The organism is Paenibacillus sp. FSL W8-0919 (assembly GCF_038003785.1).
GTDB classification, from domain to species: domain Bacteria; phylum Bacillota; class Bacilli; order Paenibacillales; family Paenibacillaceae; genus Paenibacillus_AQ; species Paenibacillus_AQ lactis.
The window spans coordinates 3,899,468-3,921,189 of record NZ_JBBOPV010000001.1; the positions used below are offsets into that span (position 1 = coordinate 3,899,468).

Annotated in this window: 17 protein-coding genes; 14 read left to right on the plus strand and 3 right to left on the minus strand. The window is 54.8% G+C overall.

The window, feature by feature from the left end; genetic code table 11:
- Positions 1-9 precede the first annotated feature (9 nt).
- The gene (gene fucU / locus NST44_RS17805; protein WP_028407222.1) at positions 10-441 is read left to right on the plus strand and encodes an L-fucose mutarotase; all 432 of its coding nucleotides are present in this window, start codon (positions 10-12) and stop codon (positions 439-441) included.
- A 96-nt stretch (positions 442-537) separates the two neighbouring features.
- On the opposite strand, the gene NST44_RS17810 is transcribed toward fucU, so the two are convergent.
- Together NST44_RS17810 and NST44_RS17815 are read right to left on the minus strand one after the other, a co-directional pair.
- Positions 538-903, minus strand: a complete 366-nt coding sequence (locus NST44_RS17810; protein WP_213616643.1) for a DUF4183 domain-containing protein — start codon at positions 901-903, stop codon at positions 538-540.
- Between the two features lie 101 nt (positions 904-1,004).
- On the minus strand, positions 1,005-1,142 hold the full coding sequence (locus NST44_RS17815; RefSeq protein WP_213616641.1) for a hypothetical protein: 138 nt from the start codon (positions 1,140-1,142) through the stop codon (positions 1,005-1,007).
- A 425-nt stretch (positions 1,143-1,567) separates the two neighbouring features.
- Here NST44_RS17815 and NST44_RS17820 point away from each other — a divergent pair, with 425 nt between their 5' ends.
- From NST44_RS17820 to NST44_RS17855, 8 genes are all read left to right on the plus strand, one after another.
- Positions 1,568-1,981: a DUF4183 domain-containing protein gene (locus NST44_RS17820; RefSeq protein ID WP_007128465.1), complete on the plus strand. Its 414-nt coding sequence runs from the start codon at positions 1,568-1,570 to the stop codon at positions 1,979-1,981.
- 384 nt (positions 1,982-2,365) lie between these two features.
- Positions 2,366-3,844: an amidase family protein gene (locus NST44_RS17825; RefSeq protein ID WP_213616639.1), complete on the plus strand. Its 1,479-nt coding sequence runs from the start codon at positions 2,366-2,368 to the stop codon at positions 3,842-3,844.
- Between the two features lie 37 nt (positions 3,845-3,881).
- Complete coding sequence (locus tag NST44_RS17830; RefSeq protein WP_213616637.1) at positions 3,882-4,415, plus strand: hypothetical protein; 534 nt, start codon at positions 3,882-3,884, stop codon at positions 4,413-4,415.
- A 349-nt stretch (positions 4,416-4,764) separates the two neighbouring features.
- The gene (locus NST44_RS17835; protein WP_007128462.1) at positions 4,765-5,790 is read left to right on the plus strand and encodes a LacI family DNA-binding transcriptional regulator; all 1,026 of its coding nucleotides are present in this window, start codon (positions 4,765-4,767) and stop codon (positions 5,788-5,790) included.
- A 224-nt stretch (positions 5,791-6,014) separates the two neighbouring features.
- Complete coding sequence (locus NST44_RS17840; protein WP_340900293.1) at positions 6,015-7,304, plus strand: ABC transporter substrate-binding protein; 1,290 nt, start codon at positions 6,015-6,017, stop codon at positions 7,302-7,304.
- 25 nt (positions 7,305-7,329) lie between these two features.
- Positions 7,330-8,292: a carbohydrate ABC transporter permease gene (locus NST44_RS17845; protein ID WP_213616633.1), complete on the plus strand. Its 963-nt coding sequence runs from the start codon at positions 7,330-7,332 to the stop codon at positions 8,290-8,292.
- Entirely contained in the window at positions 8,279-9,175 is an 897-nt protein-coding gene (locus NST44_RS17850; RefSeq protein WP_213616632.1) for a carbohydrate ABC transporter permease, read from the plus strand. The genes NST44_RS17845 and NST44_RS17850 overlap by 14 nt, the downstream gene beginning before the upstream one ends.
- A 159-nt stretch (positions 9,176-9,334) precedes the next feature.
- Entirely contained in the window at positions 9,335-12,166 is a 2,832-nt protein-coding gene (locus NST44_RS17855; protein ID WP_007128458.1) for a beta-galactosidase, read from the plus strand.
- Positions 12,167-12,438: 272 nt separating this feature from the next.
- Here NST44_RS17855 and NST44_RS17860 read toward each other — a convergent pair whose 3' ends face one another.
- A complete protein-coding gene (locus tag NST44_RS17860; protein ID WP_213616630.1) occupies positions 12,439-14,424 on the minus strand; it encodes an alpha-amylase family protein in 1,986 nt (661 codons plus the stop codon).
- 137 nt (positions 14,425-14,561) lie between these two features.
- Here NST44_RS17860 and NST44_RS17865 point away from each other — a divergent pair, with 137 nt between their 5' ends.
- The 5 genes from NST44_RS17865 (at position 14,562) to NST44_RS17885 (ending at position 21,645) form a co-directional block, all read left to right on the plus strand.
- Entirely contained in the window at positions 14,562-15,494 is a 933-nt protein-coding gene (locus NST44_RS17865) for an AraC family transcriptional regulator (protein ID WP_213616628.1), read from the plus strand.
- 35 nt (positions 15,495-15,529) lie between these two features.
- The gene (locus tag NST44_RS17870; protein WP_213616626.1) at positions 15,530-17,839 is read left to right on the plus strand and encodes a helix-turn-helix domain-containing protein; all 2,310 of its coding nucleotides are present in this window, start codon (positions 15,530-15,532) and stop codon (positions 17,837-17,839) included.
- A gap of 320 nt (positions 17,840-18,159) precedes the next feature.
- Positions 18,160-19,179, plus strand: a complete 1,020-nt coding sequence (locus NST44_RS17875; RefSeq protein WP_007128454.1) for an ABC transporter permease — start codon at positions 18,160-18,162, stop codon at positions 19,177-19,179.
- Between the two features lie 18 nt (positions 19,180-19,197).
- Positions 19,198-20,082, plus strand: coding sequence for a carbohydrate ABC transporter permease (locus tag NST44_RS17880; protein ID WP_213616624.1), 885 nt, complete (start codon positions 19,198-19,200; stop codon positions 20,080-20,082).
- A gap of 36 nt (positions 20,083-20,118) precedes the next feature.
- Entirely contained in the window at positions 20,119-21,645 is a 1,527-nt protein-coding gene (locus NST44_RS17885; protein WP_213616622.1) for an ABC transporter substrate-binding protein, read from the plus strand.
- Positions 21,646-21,722: the final 77 nt, after the last annotated feature.

Sequence of the window (21,722 nt, forward strand, 5' to 3'; positions counted from 1 at the left end):
GGGTTGTCTATGTTAAAAGGAATATCCAATCTGATATCACCCGAGCTGTTGAAAATTCTGATGGAAATGGGCCACGGCGATGAAATCGTATTCGGCGATGGCAATTTCCCGGCAGCCAGCCATGCCCGGCGATTGGTCCGGGCGGACGGCCATGGGATTCCGGAGCTGTTGCAGGCGATCCTGCCGCTGTTCCCGCTGGATACGTACGTACCGTCCCCGGCGGCACTTATGGCGGTTACTCCCGGCGATCCCGTGCAGACCCCGATTTGGGATGAATATCGGAGTATGATTGCCACGTTTCATCACGCAAAGGTAGAGCTTGAAGAAATGGAGCGCTCGGCTTTCTACGAGCGGGCGAAGCAAGCGTATGCCATCGTCTCGACAGGGGAGAAGGCGCTGTACGCCAATATCATTCTTAAAAAAGGCGTCATCGGGGAGTAAACCCTTGATGTCACAATGCAATGTTACGTCCGCCCAAGGTATGCTTGGGCGGACTTCTTTTAATCAGCGGTCTTTCAAACCAGCACGGAAGCCGCATTATACGACCACTTCGGCATTAAATTGAAAGACCTGAAGGATAACCGGCGTCCCCTCGAGGAGAACGTCGCCCGGGGAATAGAGTGTCAGCGCTTCGGGAGTAACGCTAAAGATTCGGCCCTCCTGCATCATGCCGTTAATGTACAGGTTTGCATAACCGCTTTGGGAAATCTCCATGATTTCGGAAACGGCATTACCGTTATCATCCGTAAACTGGTTTGCCGGGATGATCAGCGGCGGGTCGAGTGCGACCAAGGCGTCGGTTGTATAAAAATAGCGCATGACGTCAGGCGTCACCACGACACCCGGGAGGATGACCTCACCCGGTTCGCCTCGCGGGCCCTGAGGTCCGGGAGCTCCTTGCAAGCCTTGCGGCCCCGGAGGCCCTTGAATGCCTGGCGGACCAGGAAGACCAGCGGGGGCTGGTGGACCAGCGGGGGCTGGTGGACCAGGCGGTCCCTGAGGCTCTAAAGGTCCCGGATTGCCCGCATGCCCTTGTTCGCCAGGAGGTCCGGCTGGACCCGGTACTCCGGCAGCTCCCCAGGGTCCCTGCAGTCCGGGTGCGCCTCCCGGTCCTTCAGCTCCCGGTAACCCGTGCCCGCCATGGACTTCCTGAGGCCCTCGAGATCCTTGTTGTACAGGAGGGATAACGATATTCTGAGGCGGGCAGACCCTCCCCGCGGGACATTTCCTTCGGCATTTCCGGACGCTAGTTCTTCGGTGGCGGCGTCTCTTGCCCCTGTAAGGGTGTCCTTTATCGCGGCAGCGCTTTTTATACAGTTGAAGGGACCTCTTCAGAATATCACCTCCACCCTTTCATTGATGCAGTATATGTGCGAATGTCATTTTGGGAATGGACGATTGTCTAGTAATGGGTAGACGCTTGCAAATCTGAATGATCGTTAGAGACGCTTCGACAGAAAATGGTGGGATGCCGGAATCAAAATCTATGAAAATAGCATCTAATAAGATAGCAGCTAGTGCTGCTAGTCTATGACGAATTTCATAGACCTGAGAGGAGGAAGATGTTATGCCTGTTATTAAACCGGTCATTACGGCGATCGCTACGCCCCCGGTGGCAACGGGAGGCGTCGTTACGACGACGGTCACGCCCGTTGTCTCGCGCTATTTCGCGGTAGTAACGGCAGCCATGATCGGAGCGGCTGCGACCACGATGCCGGCGACGAGCTTTGTTGATGATGCAGGGGCTGCGATCACGGCTTTTCCAGCTCTGACGGGGACGGAATATGTCAATGTGTATATCAACGGCATGCTGCAGCAAAGCTCCCTCTTTACGCTGTCGACCGCGGATTTGGTGCTCGATGCCACGGATGTCCCCGAAGGGATTCCGGTACTGCTTGAGATCGCGAGCTTTACTAATACGGCATCCGCGATTACGACGCAGCCAACGATTTCTGCGCCAACGATAACGATCATCATGTAACGAAGACAGCGGATGGGGAGCTCCTAGCGGATCGGTCGGGAGCTCCCCCGTTGTTTGTGGATTCAGATACATATCGCCTAATTTCTTTGCGCGGAACCACAGGGGTGAATAACGCCAGGAAGCAATGCACCTCGCCTGCGCTCAAGGTTGTTCAACACCCAGCTATCAAGATATGATTTTTTCGACTGACTCTTGTTATTACGAACAAACGGTACTGGTAGCCTCCATCCAGAAGGTTATCGAGCAGCGGCTGCGCAAGAAATAAAAAAAGGTATTTCACCAAATACAACGAATTCTCTATGGATATGAACCGATTGGAGGCCATAACATGAAGCGTTAATCCCCGGCTGCGGTAAGTGGAGTACAGAACGAGGGGGACTTTGGATGTCTTTGGACAAAGAAAACTGGGTTGTGGAAGCAACCATATCCGATATGCAGCGGGCGATGGATGAAGGCTTGATCACTTCATTCGAGCTCGTTGAACTGTATTTGGACCGGATCGGCCGGCATGACGGTCGGCTCCGCTCCATAATCGAGGTGAATCCCGATGCGCTGGCAATTGCACGGAAGCTGGACCAAGAGCGGCGTGAGAAGGGGGCTAGAGGGCCTCTTTACGGGATTCCGATTATTCTGAAGGACAATATCGATACAGGGGACCGGATGCATACAAGTGCCGGTTCGCTCGCACTGGCGGAATCTTTTGCGAAAGACGATGCCTTCATTGCGGCGAGGCTGCGGGAGGCCGGCGCCGTTCTGTTGGGAAAAGCGAATATGACCGAATGGGCAAATTTTATGTCGCCGACGATGTGGGCGGGGTATAGCGCAAGGAACGGGCTGACGCTAAATCCATACGGTCCCGGCGAGCTGTTTGTTGGCGGATCGAGCTCGGGCTCCGCTGCTGCCGTCGCAGCCAATTTAGCTGCTGCAGCGATCGGAACGGAAACATCAGGTTCGATTATCAGCCCGTCCAGCCAGAACAGCCTCGTGGGAATCAAGCCGACGATTGGACTTGTAAGCCGGAGCGGCATCATTCCGATAACCAACACCCAAGACACGGCCGGACCTATGGCTAAAACGGTCACGGATGCGGCCATCCTCCTTGGCGCCATTGTCGGAAGGGATGAGCGCGACGGCGCCACGAAGATCGATCCACGGCAGCACCGACCGGATTATACGGATGCGCTTGTCATTGACGGAGCGAGACATGCGAGGATCGGTATACCAAGATACTACTATAAGCATCTCGATTCGGACAGAATAGACATAGTCGAGTCGGCGATCCGGGTGCTGCGCGAACTGGGTGCGGAAATCGTCGATCCCGTGAATCTTCCTTGCCAAGGGACTCACTGGGATGCGAATGTGCTGCGATACGAGTTCAAGAAATATGTGAATGATTATTTGGCCACGCTGGGCCCAGAGCAGCCGGTGCATTCACTGGCGGAAGTGATCGCATTTAATGAAACGCATGCCGAAACAGCACTGAAGTATGGACAGGATACGCTGATCTGGGCAAATGAAACAAGCGGTACGCTGACGGAAACGGACTACCTGAAGAGCCTAAGGAAGAACAAGGAAATGGCCGGGACCAATGGGATTGACCATGCCTTGAAGGAGCACAAGCTGGATGCCTTGTTGTTTCTGGGTAATGAGTTTGGGGCGGATCTGGCTGCCCGCGCAGGCTATCCGTCGATAACCGTTCCCGGCGGTTATGCGCAGCGAGGCATCATTGCTCCGGGAGGATACATTACAAAAGGGCCGCAGGGAATCACGTTTGTTGGCACGGCATTTAGCGAACCCCAATTAATCAAGCTTGCCTATGCCTTTGAGCAGGCCACACGCCACAGGGTGCCTCCCGCGCTTTAGGAATCCGTCATACAAGGTGGAAAAGAGGTGCAATGCAATGCCGCGAAAAACGGAATATGTCCCGTTTGGTTATGAACCGCCCACTCCGGCGACAAAGGGAACGTTGATCTTCTATGATCCCTTCGAGCAGGTGCAGGAGCTTGTGGAGCGGGCGGTTCAGACGAAACAGAAGAGAGCATTTTCGAAGCTGGTTCTGTATCCGCTGCATGAGGAGACGATGAAGCGGATGTTCAAGGTCCAGGTCAGCCCATTTTACAAGAGGGAGCAGGGGCTGCAGGAATGGCTGGATGAGAGCGGCGCTTCCTCCGTCGTCGTAGAGTCTTTCGAAGCGAAACGAAAAAAATATACGCCGATAGATACGGCTCTGCGGCATCTGGTCGAAAAGTACGGCGGTCCTCATTTCGTGCTGATGACCCCCGAGATTGCCAATGCGTTCGCATCCTATTCTTCATTTGAGGAATGGATCGTCCGGCTGAGACTGTTACTTGTGTCTGAACCGAGACATCCGCATCCGAGGCTGGAGAAGTTCCGCCACCGGTGGGAGTTCCTGGAGACGGACAGCGAGTCTTAATCCCGAAAGACGGATTAGAAACAAAAGGTATACGCTTAGAACAAGCCTTTTCCGCTATGGAAAAGGCTTGTTCGGTGATTGATCCGGAATCTTTTTCAGAAATAGAGCTCAGATCGCCAAATCGGAAGGACGCGATATTTAAGGGCCAAAGAGCATCATCATGTCTATAAAAATATGCCCTCTAGTCTTCAGACGTTTGCTTAAGTGGTCTCAAAAAAACGGAAATACCTTCCTGAATCGACAATTGCAGGTCAATGGTAAAGCACGTGTTAGCGTAAAAGCATTTCCATTTCGTGCTTTATTTGATACATTTAAATGAAACGACATCGTAAAGGTAGGGTGCGTGTGCATGAAGCAAGTGACGATCTACGATATAGCCAAGGAGGCCAAGGTCTCTGCCGCCACGGTCTCGAGAGTGCTGAATAACACGGCGCCTGTCAAAGAAAGCACGCGTTCCAAGATCATGCAGATCATCCATAAATATCAGTTCCAGCCGAACGCCCTGGCCCGAAGCTTACTGAAGAAAGAAACAGGGACGATCGGCGTCATCATGCCCGATATCACGAACCCTTTCTTTCCGGAAGTATTCAGCGGCATCGATCGGGCGGCCAGTGAGATGGGCTACACGTTTTTTCTGTGCGATACGCTGGGCGACACTCGGAAAGAGTCGCAGTATTTGCATATGCTGCGGGAGAAACAGGTAGACGGAATTTTATTTCTGGGTGGACGCATTAATTTGTCCAAGTGCGATCCGGAGCTGGCCGAAGAGGTCGTTGAGACGGCATCGCGCATTCCTACGGTGCTCATTAACGGCAATCTTCCGGGCACCTCGCTTCATCGTGTCATTCTGAATGAAGCCAAGGGCGCGGAGCTGGCGACCCAATTTCTTATTGATGCCGGACATCGAAGCATAGCTTTCATTGCAGGGAACGAAGAAATGACGACAACGGCACAGAAGGTACGGGCTTTTCGACGCGTGATGAAGAAGAACGGTTTGGAGACCGCGAAGGAGAACGTTCTTTACGGGGATTATTCAATGGCATCGGGAGAGAGCTCGATGGAGAAGATTCTTGCGCGGCGGGAACGGCCGACAGCCGTATTCTGCGTGAACGATCTCACGGCCGTCGGGGCGTTGAAGGCAGCCATGAAGGCAGGCGTTTCGGTCCCTGACGAGGTATCGATCGTCGGATTCGATGACATTCCGCTCGCGTCGGCAATCTATCCTGAATTGACAACCGTTTCCCAGCGCATGGATCTGCTCGGCGGTACCGGCGTGCAAGTGCTGCACAAAATGATTCTCAAGGAAAAGGTTAGGATGCTAACCGTCATCGAGCCTGAGCTGATCGTACGGAACAGCACTCGGAGTTTGCGTTGACCGAATCCGTCCTTCCATTCGCAAAAATGAGTTGACACCCGATAAGGCATCGAATAAAATGTGGAAAAAGAAAGCCCTTACAATCAAGTGAGGACACGGCGGATGCTGACCGCTTTCTTTTTTTGGACTGTAATGAAACCCGTTTCATGAAATGGGTTTCATTACTCGGGTGAATGCTAAATTGCGATCGGAGGGGTTATTGGGTGATGAAGAAGTCTTGGCGTATGTTGTTGGCAATGTTGTTGGTGACCGCAATGATGTTTTCAGCAGGCTGCGGGGGAAGCGCAGACACCGGAGGAGGGGCAGATTCCGGCGGGGAGGCGGGCAAGGCGGCGGAAGTCAGCTTTTCCTATTGGGGAGGGGACTTCGATAAAGCGCGAATGGAGAAAATCTACGAAGAATTCAAGAAGGTGCATCCCGAAATCAAGGTAAACCTGATCCAAATCCCGAGCGACGGATATGAACAGAAGCAGCTGGCAACGATGGCTGCGGGCAATCCTTATGATGTCGTTCAGCTTGCCGAATCCTTCTACAGCTATGCTTCAAAGGGGACATTGGAAGATCTTACCCCTTATCTTGAACGAGACGGCATCGATACCTCCGATTATTACGATGCCGCCATCCGTGCATACAGCTACCAAGACAAAGTAATGGCAATGCCGATGCGGATGGGAACCATGATATTGCTTTACAACAAAAACCTGTTCGATCAGCATGGACTGCAATACCCGTCGGACGAGTGGACTTGGGACGATTTTTATGCCGCTGCGAAAACGATCACCGATCCTAAAAACAGCATCTTTGGCCTCGGTGGCGTCGGATCGTGGTGGGCAAGCTACCAAACCTGGGTTTATTCTTACGGAGGCAGTCTGCTCAGCGAAGACCGCACGCAATTTACGCTCGATTCGCCGGAAGCGAAGAAAGCGATCCAAACGATTCAAGACATGATATGGAAGGACAACATAGCACCCCAGGCGAGTCAGCTGCTGCAGGGCGTTGATATGTGGACCAGCGGAAAGGTCGGCATGATCATTGACGGACCGTGGCATATTCTCAGCAGCCAGGCGAACATCAAAGACTTCGACTGGGATATCGCACCTGTGCCGAAGGGAGCAAAGGAAGCATCCCCACTGTTCTCCAACGCGTTCGCTATTCCTAAGCTGTCCAAGAACAAGGAGGCGGCATGGGAAGTCGTTAAATTCTGGACCGGCGAGACCGGACAGAAGATCCTGGCTGCGGAGCACGGCGAAATTCCGCCGCTGAAATCGGTGGCGGAATCCGATGCTTACCTGAATATCGGCGACAACCCCCCGGCAAACTTCAAATCCCAGCTGACCTCCGCCCAGCGGGCCTTCGCTCCACAGGCAACCGTCAAATGGGATGAGATCAACCGGGCCGCCGATACGTACCTTGGGCAGATCTTTAATGAACAACGAAGCGTGGACGATGCTTTGGCCGAGATGAAAATCGAAGTTGACCGATTGCTTGAAGAAGCCAAGCAGCTTGAACAGTAGCGAACGTGCCGAAGGAGGGCGGGGGATGCCCCGCTTCCTTCATAAAACCAATGATTTGGAGGGAAGCATCATGGGCAAGACGCGGCGGGCACGCTCGCTAGCTAAACGGGAATCGAGAAATTTCTGGTTGTATACATCTCCCTGGATCATCGGGTTTGTGGCGTTTACGGCGTTTCCGTTCCTTTCCTCGTTCATCCTCAGCTTCATGCAATGGGACGTCCTCTCGCCGCCGAAGTTCGTCGGGATCGATAACTATGTGCAGCTCTCGCAAGACAAAACATACTTCTGGAAAGACCTCAACAATACGCTGTATTATGCGCTGATCGGTGTTCCGCTGACGATCATTCTGGGACTAGCGGTGTCCGTGCTGTTGTCCAAACCGATCCGCGGCATTAACTTCTATCGCATCGTCTTTTATTTGCCTGCCGTATTCGGCGGAGTCGCGGTTTTGAAGCTCTGGACTTACCTGCTCTCGCCGGGAACGGGCGACGGCATGAATCCCGGGCTGATCAATGCGATGCTCGGCTGGTTCGGCATACAGGGTCCCGGCTGGTCCCAGGATCCGCACTGGGCCAAGCCGGCCGTATTGCTGGTCGGTTTATGGGGCGTCGGGGGCAGCATGATGATCTGGCTGCCGGCGCTTGCCTCGGTTCCGAAAGATTTGCTCGAGGCGGGCGAAATCGACGGAGCCAACCGGTTCCAGCGGTTTTGGCGCATTACGGTTCCGCTGATCACGCCGGCGATCTTTTTCCAGCTTACCATGGGCATTATCGGTTCATTCCAAATTTTCATGGAGCCCGTCATCATGCCGGGATCTTCCAAGACATGGACAGACAGCCTGATGGTCGTTCTGTTCGACAACGCATTCCGGTTCTATAAGATGGGGTACGCTTCGGCGATCGCCTGGGTCATATTCATCATGATTATGCTCGTGACCTTGGTGAACCTGTATTTTTCAAGAAGGTGGGTCTATTATGAGTCGAAATAACGCGGCCGCAACGGAAAAAGGCACTCCGGTCCGCCGGCAGAGCACGAAGCTCATGCGTAATGTACGGCTGATGCTGCGATATGCGGTCCTCACGATGGGAGCGATATTATTCCTGCTGCCTTTGATATGGACCATCTCAGGTTCGCTGAAGCCTCCCGGGGAAATATTCACGGTTCCGATTCGCTGGATCCCTTCGGATTTTCAATGGGATACTTATGTACGGCTGTTCAGCGTGTTCCCGTTCTGGATTTACGTCAAAAATACGCTGATTATCGTAGCATTTGCCTTGATCGGCCAATTGGCATCCTCCGTGCTGGTGGCTTACGGTTTCGCCCGATTCCGGCACCGGCTGAACGGCCCGTTGTTCATCCTCGTCCTGTCGACGATGATGATTCCTGGCCAGGTGACGATGATACCGCAATATTTGATCTACAAAGAGCTCAGCTGGATCGACACATACCTGCCGCTCATCGTTCCGAACTATTTTGCGGCTGCGATTAACATCTTTCTGCTGCGCCAATTCATGCTGACCATCCCGAAAGAGCTGGATGAGTCGGCGAAGATCGACGGCGCGAATTCCTTCGGAATCCTGTTCCGGATCATTATGCCGATGTGCCTGCCGATTCTCGTCACCATCGGCATTTGGACGATCAACAGCAACTGGAACGATTTTATGGGGCCTTTGATTTACTTGAGTACCCCGGAGAAATATACGCTTCAGATGGGCATTTACAATCTGAATGCAGGCCGGCAGGGGCTGACCGATTACGGGCTGATGTTCGCCGCGTCGCTGGTTACGCTGCTTCCGAGCCTTCTGCTCTTCGCCTTCGGCCAGAAATATTTCATGAGCGGCATTAAGATCGGCGGAGCGCTTAAGGGTTGAGTACGGTGTGTTGATGTGAAACGTAGAACCAAGAACGAAGAACCAAGAACGAAGACCAAAGAATAACAGCGAGGAATAACAGCCCTTTGCGGCAACTCGGATCAGGCAATGGCGGGCACCGAAGATGCCGCAGAGGCTTCATGCAGAAATGGAGGCATTATGAAACACACGGAGACGATACCACGGATCGAATTAAGCAAAGAGGGAATCTATATTGACGGCCATGCGGTTGTCCTCCTAAGCGCATCCTTGTTTTATTTCCGGCTACCGCGGGCGGAATGGCGCGATCGGATGAGGAAGGTAAGAGAGGCGGGCTACCATGCGATCGATGTGTATTTCCCCTGGAATTTTCACGAGCCCGAACCGGGTCAATGGGAGTTTGAAGAGGACAAGGATGCCGGGGCTTTCCTGCGAATGGCAGCGGAAGAAGGGCTGTACGTAATCGCCCGGCCGGGTCCGTATATCTGCTCGGAATGGGACGGAGGGGCATTGCCCGCTTACCTGTTCACGCGAAGCGGGATGAAGCTGCGCGACAACGACCCGCAGTTCTTGGCCGAAACGGCGAAATGGTACGGCCGGATCATGCCCATCCTGAGGCGGTATGAGTATGGCCGGGAGGGAACGGTGATCTGCGTACAGCTGGATAACGAGCTGGATTTCTATGCTTGCGAAGATCCGAAAGGGTATATGTCCGCCTTGCGGGATCTGGCACGGGCCGAAGGCATCGGCGTGCCGCTGATCGCCTGCGCCGGTCAGGGCGACCTTTTTCGCGCCTCCGGCTATGCGGAAGGCATCGTTCCGACCTGTAATTTTTATCCGGACGATGTGCAGCCGGATTTCGAAGAGAAGGTGAGGGTGTACCAGCAGCGGCTAAGCAAGTTGGACTATCCGCTGCTCGTGACCGAAACGAATCGATCTCATTATTTGCTCCGCCGGCTGCTCGTCAGCGGCGCGAAGCTGTTGGGTCCGTATCTGCAGGTATCGGGCACCGACTTTGGATTCACCAATGCGGCCAATAACTGGGGCGATCCGCTGGCAATGCTGACCTCGGATTATGATTTCGGCGGCATGATATCCCCCGAGGGGCATCTCCGCCCCGAAATCCATGAAGGGCGGATGCTGGGACGCCTCATATCGACCTACGGCACCGGATTGGCGTCAGGAACACCGGATGAAGCAACTGCGCAAGAGATACGCACCTCCGGGATTCAACCCGGCGTACTTGCCGGGCCGCACGTTATTCGTTTTCCCCAAGGCGGCATCGTGTTTGCTTTGGCCAACTTGACCGGTGTGGAAGCGGAAACAACGGTATCCTTCGACACCGGTTCCCTCCGGCGCACTTTGCCGTTTCGGATCGGTGCCCGCGAATGCCCGTTCTTCCCGCTGGGCGTTCCAATGGAGACATGGGGATACAGCGGCGTGCTCGAATATGCCAATGCCGAGCTGGTATGGGTGACCTTGGACCAAACGACATCCGAACGATATATGATCTTTCAAAGCGATCATCAAACGGAAGTTTGTTTCCGGTTTGAGCGAGGGTCGAAAGTGGAGGTCACTAGCGATGGCTCTGAAGTCGACATGATGAACGAAGGCTGCCGCTTGCGATTCATACATCAGGACGGCAGCCGCATTGCTTGCCTGACCTATGAGGATGGCCGTCGATTATTCGTAGCGGTGTGTACCAGAGATGAAGCGCTTCGACTAACCGGAATCAGGCAAGGCCGGCTGCTGCTGGAGGATAGGATCGCTTGGCTGCAGCCTGCTGCAGCTCCCGTCGACATCGCTTGGACTGCTTCGGAGCTGCCACCCGATGCACCTTTGTTCGATCAGACCACCGTTCTCGGGAAAGCGCCGGACCATCTGGAGTATTACGGGATCTACAGGGGATTTGGCTGGTATGAAGCCGTGTTGGCGGCTCCGACGGGAGACGGGTACTGCGGTTTGATGCTGGAGGAAGCGAGCGACATTGTGTCGGTTTATGTAAACGGACGTTATGAAGGAACGCATGTGCCGGCGGGAGGCATATGCTATTTGCCGGGAAAATGGACCGGTCAGGATCCGCTTGCGCTGACCGTTCGCGCGGAAATTTGGGGGCATACCAATTTCGACGACAACCGCATTCCTTCCATCCGACTTCATAGCACGAAAGGGATCAAGGGAGTGACGGCTGTCCGCCGAATTCGCAGGCTAACCGACAACTGGAGGTTCAAGGCGGAAAGCACGGATGCTCTATTGTCAGAAGCGGAGAAGGGAGATCGGGCATTTGCAGAAGGGACCGACGATGCTTCGTGGACGGTCATCGGCTGGGGCGCATGGATGGATACTGCGGTTCATGCACGAGGCTGGTACCGCAAAACGATTGCAATATCCGAGGATGCCGATGCAGCCATCCTGCATTTCCGCGATCTCCAGTGCACGGTCAAGGTATATATCAATGGGCGCGAGCACGGGGTGATCAATCCACGCAATCCCTTCCTCCGGTTGGATACCGGAGAACGATCGCTCACCATCGCCTGCGAAGTGAATCGCCACTATGCTTCCTCAGCGGGCGAGATTCTGCTGTATGAAGGAACCCGCGCGGAGGAGTGGACGTTGACAGGGGGGGAAGAGCAAGCTTTCTGGGAGCATGCTATGGCCTCCATGAAGGAAGCTTCCACCATCCTGCTCCCGTATCCTTTGAGGTCCGGCGGGACGTCATGGCTGCATGCAGTGGTGCCGGATTCCAATCATGGCCGCGGATGGCGTGTGCGTGTAGACGGAAAAAACCTGAAGCTGACGGTGTTCTTTAACGGCCGGGTGGCCGGACGGCTGTGGACCCCGGATTCCTCGGAACGGCCCGTATTTTCCGGCGGGGACCAGACATCGTTTTTGCTTCCGGGAAGCTGGTTTGCCAAGGGAGCGGAGAATCGGCTTGCTATATATGCGGAAGCCGTGGAAAGGGAGAGCGACGGGATCCTCCGGCTGCTGGAATTCTTCCCGGTCCAATCATAGGAGGGCAGAGCTAGCATCCATCTGGCTGGGTAAGCTCTTTCCTGATTCTGTTGAGATAACCGCTGTATCCTGCTTATTCATTTGCCGGTCCGTACCTAACGTCGGACCGGCTTGCTATTTCTATGTGCCATAGGTACCAATGCAAATGGTGTACAGCCGCTTACCTTAACTCTTTTTCAATATATCCGGATTAGTCAATACGGAATCCAGCCGCAGTGTTCGGGACTGCGGCTGGATTGTGTTGATATGATTTTTACAATGAAGGAAAGTGGTTAGGCTAACTCCAAGATAACCATCTGGTGATTTTCCAAGACCGGAACGGTGTAGCTGATTTCACCGTTAGCTTCTGTATCAAAAGGGAGTTCCTCCATCGAAGGGGCGATATACACCCGTTTGACCAATGCGGAGGAGGGGAGACGCAGGGCGACCGAAACGTTCCGCAGCGGCACGATGTCCTCGATAACCTCAACCCGCCCTTTCAGTACCGGCGATGCATACAACAGGTGGTTGACATATCGGTTCTCCGTCCCTTGGTACTGGAGGATCGCAATGCCCCGGGCAGGTAAATCACATCGCAGGGAAGGCTGGGGGAGCAGGCGGCCGAGTGCATGGAGCACCATCTCTTTCAGGATGAGGTGACCGTTATCGGCATACTCGCTGAACACATTCCAGGCCATGTAGATCCCGTTTGAACTTTCGATCATACCCGGTCCGTTGTCCTCCCCAGCGCTTGGAGTGTGCATATGCGAGCAAAATGTGAAAACGTCGCGGTTGAAATATGGATGCTCCCGGCTACCAAGTGCCCGCCCGCCGTTCAATTCGACCTGCTGTCCTTCGCCATACATAACATACGAAGCGGGGAGCAGGGAACCCGGCGTAAAATCCGGACGGAAATAGGAAGGGCGGTAGGGACTTGCTCCCTTCCAATCCAGCCCCAGGTCCAGCATATACGCGTTGCCGGCCGGGTTCAGGCCCGAACGTCCCGTTGCCAGAATTTTGCCGCCGTTATCGGTAAATGAGCGGATGGCCTCTGCTAGTTGCGGCCATACCGGAACTTCATCGGGCAAAATAAGCACCTTGTAGCGCCCGAAATCTGCTTCAGCATCCACGATGTCGTATAAATAATGGCCCTCATTCAGCATGCGCACAGCTCCGGCATCGGCCAGATTCGTCCGGTCCTCCGACTTCCGGACATCCGGGCAAGCTTCCCAAGCGGCTTCCAGCGACAGGACCGCGATGTCCGCCACGGATGCAACGCCGCTGCACCACGGTTCTCTGGCTTTCACCTCCGAGTAGGCGGCGCCGATCAGGGCATACGTTGCTTCATCCATGAAGCCTGACGGATGGAGCTGGTCGCCGATCGAGCATTTGGCGCCGTGAGCGAGACTTAGCGCCGTTTCGAACCGAAGCGCATTCGGATGCTTGTAGCCGCCGAATTCGCCCCAGGAGGTATGGAATTTTCCCGTCATGCCTAGATACTCCATGCCGAGCGTCTGGGCATAACGCGCCGACAGGGGGAAGTGGTCGTACCCCCAGCCTCCGGTCGGCAGCGATTCCAGCTCCAGATGGCTGTTGACATGGGCGAGGTCGCGGCGGCCCCGGCGTTGATGGCCGCTGTTATGAAAGACGGGAAGACCGGGCTTCACAGCGTCCACCGTTTCCCGCACAAGCCGGGTATAATTCAGGTAGATCGACTCGCCCAAGGCAGCTACGGCTGCTTCGTCCCGCGGATCTTGACCGGCATTCCGCAGCGAAGCGACGCAGTATTGGCATCTGCATTTACGGATGCCGACGATGTCAAGGAATATGCCATCGGCATCATAGCGGGTGACAACCTCTCGGATCTGCGCCAGCAGAATGTCCAGGTAAGGTGTATTGAAGCAGAACTCGTGATAGCCTGGTGTCATGAAATCCTTCACCCAGCGCGTCCGGTCTTCCGCATCCCGAATCAGCCATTCGGGATGGCGGCGAGCCAGCTTTTCATCGAGGCCGGCCGATAGGTATACCGGCGTTTTGACGCCGATTTCATGCGCGGCTGCAATCATCTCGCCCAGCAAATCGAAGGCTAGATGAGGGTGCATTTCGTTGGCTTCGCTGGGGTGATATGCCCAGCCATGATGGCATTTTGAAAAGACCGTGATGGAGTCGACGTGCCCCAATCGAAGCATGTTCTGGAACTGGGATTTGGAGAAGCGGCTTCCGATGCCCGGAATGGCCTCTGACGTATGAAAATCGAGATGAACCTGACGGAATCGCATGCGTGGTCAGCCCCTTTGCATATTCATGAGAACGGTTTCTTGTGCTCCAATGTAACTCTTTTCCAGCCTTCGAACCAGTGATAATATAGACTTTGAATAGCACAAAATGAACTTATGCGAGAGAGGAGCCTGCTGTTTTGCTATGCCTTGAATTCGCGATTCCGCCGCTGCCGCAATTCGTGACGGCGGGACATGCCGTATGGAAGCCGGGAGACCGGCACTTCGCCCGCACCTTCGGCGTCTATGACCTGCTGTTGGTTACGAGGGGAACGTTCTATATGACCGAAGAGGGAACCGAATACGAGATCAGCCCGGGCAAGCTGCTTGTGCTGGAGGCGGGCCTGCCTCATATCGGGCATCGATCCTGCGAAGAGGATACGGAGATTTACTGGGTGCATTTCATCCATGGGCATGCTGCGACGCGCATCCGGCAAGAAGACATTCCCTGGTCCGTGCTGCTGTCCAAAGGCACGGTCGAGGACGTCGAGCCCCCAGCGCAGCAGCGCATGTATTTGCCGAAGTTTGCCGCTGTGGACGTGCAGGCGATCGAGCCGATCCTCCGCGGGTTGAACGATACCCATAACAGACTGAACGGGGAAAACGCGATTCTGCTCCATCTTCTGCTCGCCAAACTGTTCGCCGCATTGCAGGCGGAATGCGCGCGGACGACAGCACCCGAGCCCTCCGAACGGCTGGCCAGGGCTGCCGTTGCATATTTGAATGAAAATTGGAAGGAGCCGTTCGACAGAGCGTCGCTCGAGGAGGAGCTGCATTTCCAGGCAGGCTATATTGCGAGATGCATGAAAAAGCATATCGGTAAAACGCCGCTTCAATACGTGCTGCATTTGCGCCTGGAGGAGGCCAAGAAACTGCTGGGCGGCACGGTGCTTGGCATTTCCGAGATCGCGTACAGGGTGGGGATTCGAGATGCCAATTACATGACTCGCCTGTTTACCGCCAAGCATGGTGTGACGCCGGGGGCGTATCGGCGGATGCTGCAACGGCAGCGGGGTGAAGGGGAGGCGGGGCCAAAAATCCCGATTGACAACGATTTTCCCGCAGGCTTATAGTAAAGCCACCCAACTTATGCATGGAGAGTGGTCCAATGAACATGCTGCAGACGCTCCGCTCTCGCAAATATTTGCAGCGGATCTTGTTAAGTTTTATGCTCGTTGTCGCGATGCTGGCCGTGGCTTCCTTACTTCTGAATGCATCTGCACGCGATAAGGTGTTAAGCCTGCAGAATGAAGCCGATCGCAAGCTGCTTACCCAAATCGATTACAATATCGAGAACATGAACGGCATCGTGAAGGATTTGGCGGTCTCGTTGTACAATGACGAGGAGCTGATCGCGCTCAAATCCGGGTCGGACTATAAGCAAAGCATCTTAAAGATTGAGCGGCTCAACCGGACGGTTGCCGCATCGCCGTATTTGCATGCAGCCGTTTTTTACAACGGCAAGCAGAGCCGGTTCTTCTCGTCGCTAAGCCACGACATGGACACGAGCGTCCTGTACGGAGCACTGGAAGCGTATATGGCTTCCCGTGCCGATTTGCCGAAGCTGCAGCTCATCCCGCTCGATCTTGATGGGGAGCAGGAAGGCGTCGATGTGTTTGCTTTTTTTGTCTACGACGGACCGAGTCTCGGTTCGGTCAATCGCAACGCGCTCATCTTGACGGTGAAGCCGGGGTGGATGCTTGACAATGTGAAAGCGCTTAATCGTGTGGCTGAACGGGAAGACGACGTTCTGTTCGTCACCGACGGCGAAGGGCAAGTGCTGATGGCGGGGGATCGCACACTGCCGGACGGACTGGACATCAAGAACGATCTGCTCGGGCGCATGGGCGCAGCGGAAAACATGCCGGGCTCCTTTATCCACGAGCAGGGGGAGAAAAAGTACAAGGTCACCTATTTGAGCAAAGGCTTGAACCACTGGCAGATCATCAGCCTGCAGGACTATGATGACGTGCTCGGGAGCGTCCGGCAAATGAGGTGGACGGAAATAACCGTCACCTTCTCCGTGTCCCTATTGGCAATACTCCTGTCGGTATTCATTTCGCTGCGGCTGTATAAGCCGGTCGGTCGGCTGCTCACACTCGTTCCCCACGACGGACGCGGTCACGCCAAAGCGAAGGATGAGCTGTCGCTCATCACGGAGAATGTTACGGAAATGATCGGCAAGCTCAAGGGGCTGGAGCAGGAGCGCCTCTCACAGTGGAATATCGCCAAGGCATATCATATGCGGAGTTTGATCAGTCACAGCGAGAGCATGGACGAAGCTGCCTTCCTGCGCATCAAGGATCAGTACGGAATGGATATCGCGTTTCCTTCGCCGCTGCGGTTAGCGCTCGTGCAGATTGACGATCTGCAGGGCTTGGCGCGGCAGCCGGGCTCGCAGTCCGAGTCGCTGTATTACTTCGCCATAGCGAACATCGGCCAGGAGCTGCTCTCGCGCGGCGGAACGTGTGAAGCTGCGGATATGAAGAGCGGCCATCTTGTCTTTATCGCAGGCGGCGAACAAGCGACGCTCGAATCGCTGCATGAACGGTTCAGGGAGCTACAGCAAACGATCCTCCGCTATTATCGGATCACGTTTACCGTAACGCTGAGCGAAACGTTCGAGGATTACCGTCAGCTGACGAAGCATTACCATCTAGCCCAGAAGCATGCCAGCTACCGTATGATTTTTGGCAAAGGAGCGGTGATTCGGCCTGAGATGATCATCCGAAACGAACGGAACCCGTCGTTCGGCATTCCGAAGGAGCTGGAGCGCCGGTTGACCGAAGGGCTGAAAGGCGGGAATCCCGACGAGACGGAGCAAGCCATCCGAAGCTTGCGGGAGCTGCTTGGCGAGCTCAGCTTTGACAACATGTTCTCGGCGCTGCTCCATCTTACGATGACCCTGAGCCATACGCTGAGCGAAATGAATAACCATAATCTGAACCCGGTATCGGTCGATCTGCAGGCCATCAATCGGCGCATTCTCGAGAAAGAGACGCTGGACGAGATCGAGGGCGTTCTTCTTGACGTCGTTCGGGATGTGTTCGAGCAGCGGCGCAGCGCCCGCGAAGATAAGAACCGTCTGCTGGCTGACACTGTCAAAGAGATGATCGACAAGCATTACGCCGACCCGGACCTCAACGTTCAGAAGATTGCCGACATGCTGAAGATGAGCGCCGTCTACTTGGGACAGGTGTTCAAAGCCCAGGAGGGAACGACTGTCGTCGACCAGATTAACGCTACCCGCCTGGCCCGGGCTCAGCATTATTTGGAACAGCAGCATTTGACCGTAGCCGAAATTATGGAGAAGGTGGGCTTCGGCAATGAAAGCTATTTCTATCGGCTGTTCAAGCGCCGTTATGGCACGACACCGAAGGAGTACCGCCTGAAGTCGGCCATCGACCGCAGCACTTAATCCGAGAATCGGCAGCTTTCCATACGACCCGCAAATGAAGATGACCGTTTGCGGGTTTTTGGCATGCCCTTGTCTTCAATTCGGCCGTCTTCTGTGCCTTAGCCCGGTTCGTCCTGCACCCTTTCGAAGGGAGAGGACATCTGTACAGTAAACCTGAATCCTTACAGGCAGCTGTACAGCAATCGGGAATCCCTACAGTCCGCCCGTACAGCTATCCAAAAAATGTACAGTAACGCAAGGCCGAGGCTTGCGCTATCGTTAAACATGCAAAGCCTGGGATGCAGGCGAGAAGCGCATAACGAAAGAGAGGGGCTTTGGCTATGTTGAACAATGTTTCACGATCGGTCGAGACCGGGACGGCTCACCGGTCGGTTCCGGAACCCGAACGGACGCCCGCGCCCCCAGGGGCACGTAAGCGAAAGTCGGTGATACGCAGGGAGCTGCAGCATTTTCGGAACAATCGGGAGCTGTTCCTGCTCTCCCTGCCGGGGATTTTGTATAAGTTGATTTTTGCTTATATTCCGATGGTCGGCTTGATCATTGCCTTCAAGCATTACCGCTACGATCTCGGCATATTTGGCAGCGAATGGGTAGGATTGGAGAACTTCCGCTATCTGTTCTCGACCGATACGGCTTGGCGTATCACACGCAACACCGTGCTGTACAATGCCGCTTACATCGTTGTGACGACCGTGGCCGCGCTGCTGCTGGCGATCTTTATGAACGAGATCCGGGCGAAATGGAGCAAATTTTATCAGACCGCTTTATTCCTGCCGCACTTCTTGTCATGGGTGCTCGTCGGATACGTGGCCTACGCCTTCCTGAACCATTCCGACGGCTTCATCAACCGGACCCTGCAGATGTTCGGCATCGATCCGGTCAGCTGGTACCAGACGGCCGAGGCGTGGCCGGCAATCCTCATCCTTGTCCATTTATGGAAAGCGGTCGGGTTCAACACGCTCATCTATTTCGCCGGCATTATCGGCATTAACAGCGAGTATTACGAAGCGGCCCGCATCGACGGGGCGACGAAGTGGCAGATGGCTGCCAAAATTACCGTCCCGCTGCTGGCCCCGCTGGTCATCATCCTATTGATTCTCTCAATCGGCAGCATGTTCCGCGGCGATTTCGGTCTGCATTACTTCATTCCGAACAACTCCGGGTTCCTGTACGGCTCCACGGATATTATCGACACGTACGTGTACCGGGCGCTGCGCGAGATCGGCAATGTCAGCATGTCGGCGGCTACGGGCTTTTACCAGTCGGTGGTCGGCTTCGTGCTTGTGCTTGTCGCGAACGGAATCGTGCGCAAAATCAATCCCGACCATTCCCTGTGGTAAGAAAGGAGGAGACACCCGGTGCCTAAAAAGTTCGAGCTTTCCAAAATGATCATTCACTTGCTGTTTGCCCTGCTTTCCTTGGCGGTTGTCCTTCCGTTCCTGCTTGTTATCGCCGTGTCTTTCACCGACGAAGCGTCGCTCACCGAAAACGGGTATCAGTTTTTGCCCAAATCCTTCAGCTTGGAGGCGTACCGCTACCTTCTGGATGCACCCGACATTCTGCTGCGGTCATACGGGGTAACGGTCACGGTGACCGTGATCGGAGCGCTGGCGGGTCTGCTGCTTACCGCGATGACCGCATACGTCATTTCCAGGCCGGATTACCGCTACAACCGGGCGACAACGTTTTACGTCTTTTTCACGATGCTGTTCAGCGGAGGCCTCGTTCCTTCCTACATTCTGATCACGCAGTACCTGCATTTGAAAGACAGCTTGCTTGCTCTGATTCTTCCGGTGCTGCTGTCCCCGTTCAACATTATGGTCATGAAAGGCTTCATGTCCAAAATTCCGCTGGAAATCGTGGAATCCGCGAAAATCGACGGCGCGCGGGAGCTCCGCATCTTTTTCGGGATTATTCTGCCTCTGTCCACACCGGCCCTGGCCACGCTCGGGTTGCTGATATCGTTTACGTACTGGAACGAGTGGTTTAACGCCATGCTGTACATCGACGATCCGAACAAGGTGCCGCTGCAGCTGCTGCTCGTGCGGACGTTGTCCAGCATCGAGTTCATCACCTCCAATTCGGAATTTACGCAGCAGCTGGGGATCGATCTATCCAGCTTTCCGAACAATTCGGCAAGAATGGCGATTGCGGTGCTGGCCGGCGGGCCGATGCTGGTCATCTTTCCGTTTTTCCAGCGATTTTTCGTGAAAGGGCTTACGGTTGGCTCCCTCAAGGGTTAACATAGAACAACCAATAAACGTGTAGGAGGTCATGTCATGAAAAAAAGACTGTTAGGGCTGCTGGCGATCGCCTTGATCGCGATGACCGCGCTCGCCGGCTGCGGCGGGAATGGCGGAAGCGGCACGGACGGCGGAGGAACGCCGGAAGCGCAAGGAACAACGCCGGAGGCAGGCGGAACAAGCGGGCTTGAGCCCGTCGAGCTCACATGGTATTATCCGCTGCTTCAGCTTCAGCCGGACCAGAAGAAGGTCGAAGAGGAGATCAACAAAATCGTCAAAGAAAAGCTGAACGCCACCGTCAAGCTGATGCCGGTCGCCCTGGGGGATTACGTGCAGAAGATGAACACCGTTCTGGCTGCGGGCGAGAAGTTCGATATCCTGTGGACCGGCTACATGCTGAAACCGGAGGAGCTGGTACGCAAGGGTGCCATTCAGCCGCTGAACGGGCTCTTGGACCAATACGCGCCGGAGCTGAAAGCGGACGTTCCGCAGGTCATGTGGGAGGGCCTTTCGGTTGACGGGGAAATTTACGGCGTCCCGAATCAGCAGATCAACGGTTCGCGTTACGGGTTCATCGTACAAAAGCGGTTTGCCGATAAATACGGCCTGGATCCTTCGACAATTAAAAGCATAGCGGATATCGAGCCGTTCCTCGAACAAATCAAGCAAAACGAGCCGGGCATCATTCCGATCGGCCTGTTCGGCGGCTCATTCGTCAACCCTCAGGCGCATGATGATGAGTATTGGGTCGTTCCGGGACTGGACGATCACTTCTACATCAAAACAGATGACCCGACCTATACGCTTTACCGCTACCCCGAGGAGGAGCTGGATAATTTCCGTTTGGCCAGCAAGTGGTATAAGTTTGGCTACATCCACAAGGACGCCGCTACGGAAAAAATGACCGACTATCAATCCAAAGGCCAGATTGCGGTAGAGTTCGACGTCACGTTAAAGCCGGGCGTCGAGGCGGAAGTGAAAGCGAAGAACGGCGGCAACGACGTCGTCATCATCCCGCTTAGCGATTGGTTCTCCAACGGCTATTCGGCGACGACCAATCAGTCGATCAGCCGCACTTCGCCAAATCCGGAACGGGCCATGATGCTGCTGAATCTGATCAACACCGACAAGGAGCTTTACAATCTGCTGTGCAACGGCTTGGAGGGCGTACATTACGAGAAGCTGAGCGGCGAGTACATCAAGCCGATGGCGGATTCCAGATACCGCCCGAACATGGATTGGGTGTTCGGCAGCGTCTTCAATTCCTACCTGAAGGAAGGACAGCCGGAAAACATTTGGGAGGAAACGAAAAAAATCAACACGAGCTCCGAAATTAACCCGGTGGGTGCTTTCAAGTTCAATTCGGAGCCGGTCAGCACGGAGATCGCCAACCTGAACGCCGTATGGGGCGAATACAAGCGGGGGCTCGTGACCGGCACGCTTGATTTCGAGGAGACTTGGCCCGTGCTGTACGGCAAGCTGAAGGAAGCGGGTGAAGATCGGTATGTGGAGGAGGTGACGCGACAATTCGAGCAATTCCTGAAAGAGAAGGGCTTGAAATAATCGTCGGCCCGGACAAACGTTAAAGGATAGGCACCTAAGCGCCCGAGAGAAACCTGCTGTCCTGGGACGACTATGCC

Bases quoted from the DNA above. Each gene is read 5' to 3' on its own strand.
- NST44_RS17845 (WP_213616633.1), top strand. From the start codon at position 7,330: ATGCCCCGCTTCCTTCATAAAACCAATGATTTGGAGGGAAGCATCATG.
- NST44_RS17825 (WP_213616639.1), top strand. From the start codon at position 2,366: ATGTCTTTGGACAAAGAAAACTGGGTTGTGGAAGCAACCATATCCGAT.
- NST44_RS17840 (WP_340900293.1), top strand. From the start codon at position 6,015: ATGTTGTTGGCAATGTTGTTGGTGACCGCAATGATGTTTTCAGCAGGC.
- NST44_RS17850 (WP_213616632.1), top strand. From the start codon at position 8,279: ATGAGTCGAAATAACGCGGCCGCAACGGAAAAAGGCACTCCGGTCCGC.
- NST44_RS17820 (WP_007128465.1), top strand. From the start codon at position 1,568: ATGCCTGTTATTAAACCGGTCATTACGGCGATCGCTACGCCCCCGGTG.
- NST44_RS17835 (WP_007128462.1), top strand. From the start codon at position 4,765: ATGAAGCAAGTGACGATCTACGATATAGCCAAGGAGGCCAAGGTCTCT.
- NST44_RS17855 (WP_007128458.1), top strand. From the start codon at position 9,335: ATGAAACACACGGAGACGATACCACGGATCGAATTAAGCAAAGAGGGA.
- NST44_RS17860 (WP_213616630.1), bottom strand. From the start codon at position 14,424: ATGCGATTCCGTCAGGTTCATCTCGATTTTCATACGTCAGAGGCCATT.
- NST44_RS17870 (WP_213616626.1), top strand. From the start codon at position 15,530: ATGAACATGCTGCAGACGCTCCGCTCTCGCAAATATTTGCAGCGGATC.
- NST44_RS17830 (WP_213616637.1), top strand. From the start codon at position 3,882: ATGCCGCGAAAAACGGAATATGTCCCGTTTGGTTATGAACCGCCCACT.
- NST44_RS17875 (WP_007128454.1), top strand. From the start codon at position 18,160: ATGTTGAACAATGTTTCACGATCGGTCGAGACCGGGACGGCTCACCGG.
- NST44_RS17885 (WP_213616622.1), top strand. From the start codon at position 20,119: ATGAAAAAAAGACTGTTAGGGCTGCTGGCGATCGCCTTGATCGCGATG.
- NST44_RS17815 (WP_213616641.1), bottom strand. From the start codon at position 1,142: ATGGCGGGCACGGGTTACCGGGAGCTGAAGGACCGGGAGGCGCACCCG.
- fucU (WP_028407222.1), top strand. From the start codon at position 10: ATGTTAAAAGGAATATCCAATCTGATATCACCCGAGCTGTTGAAAATT.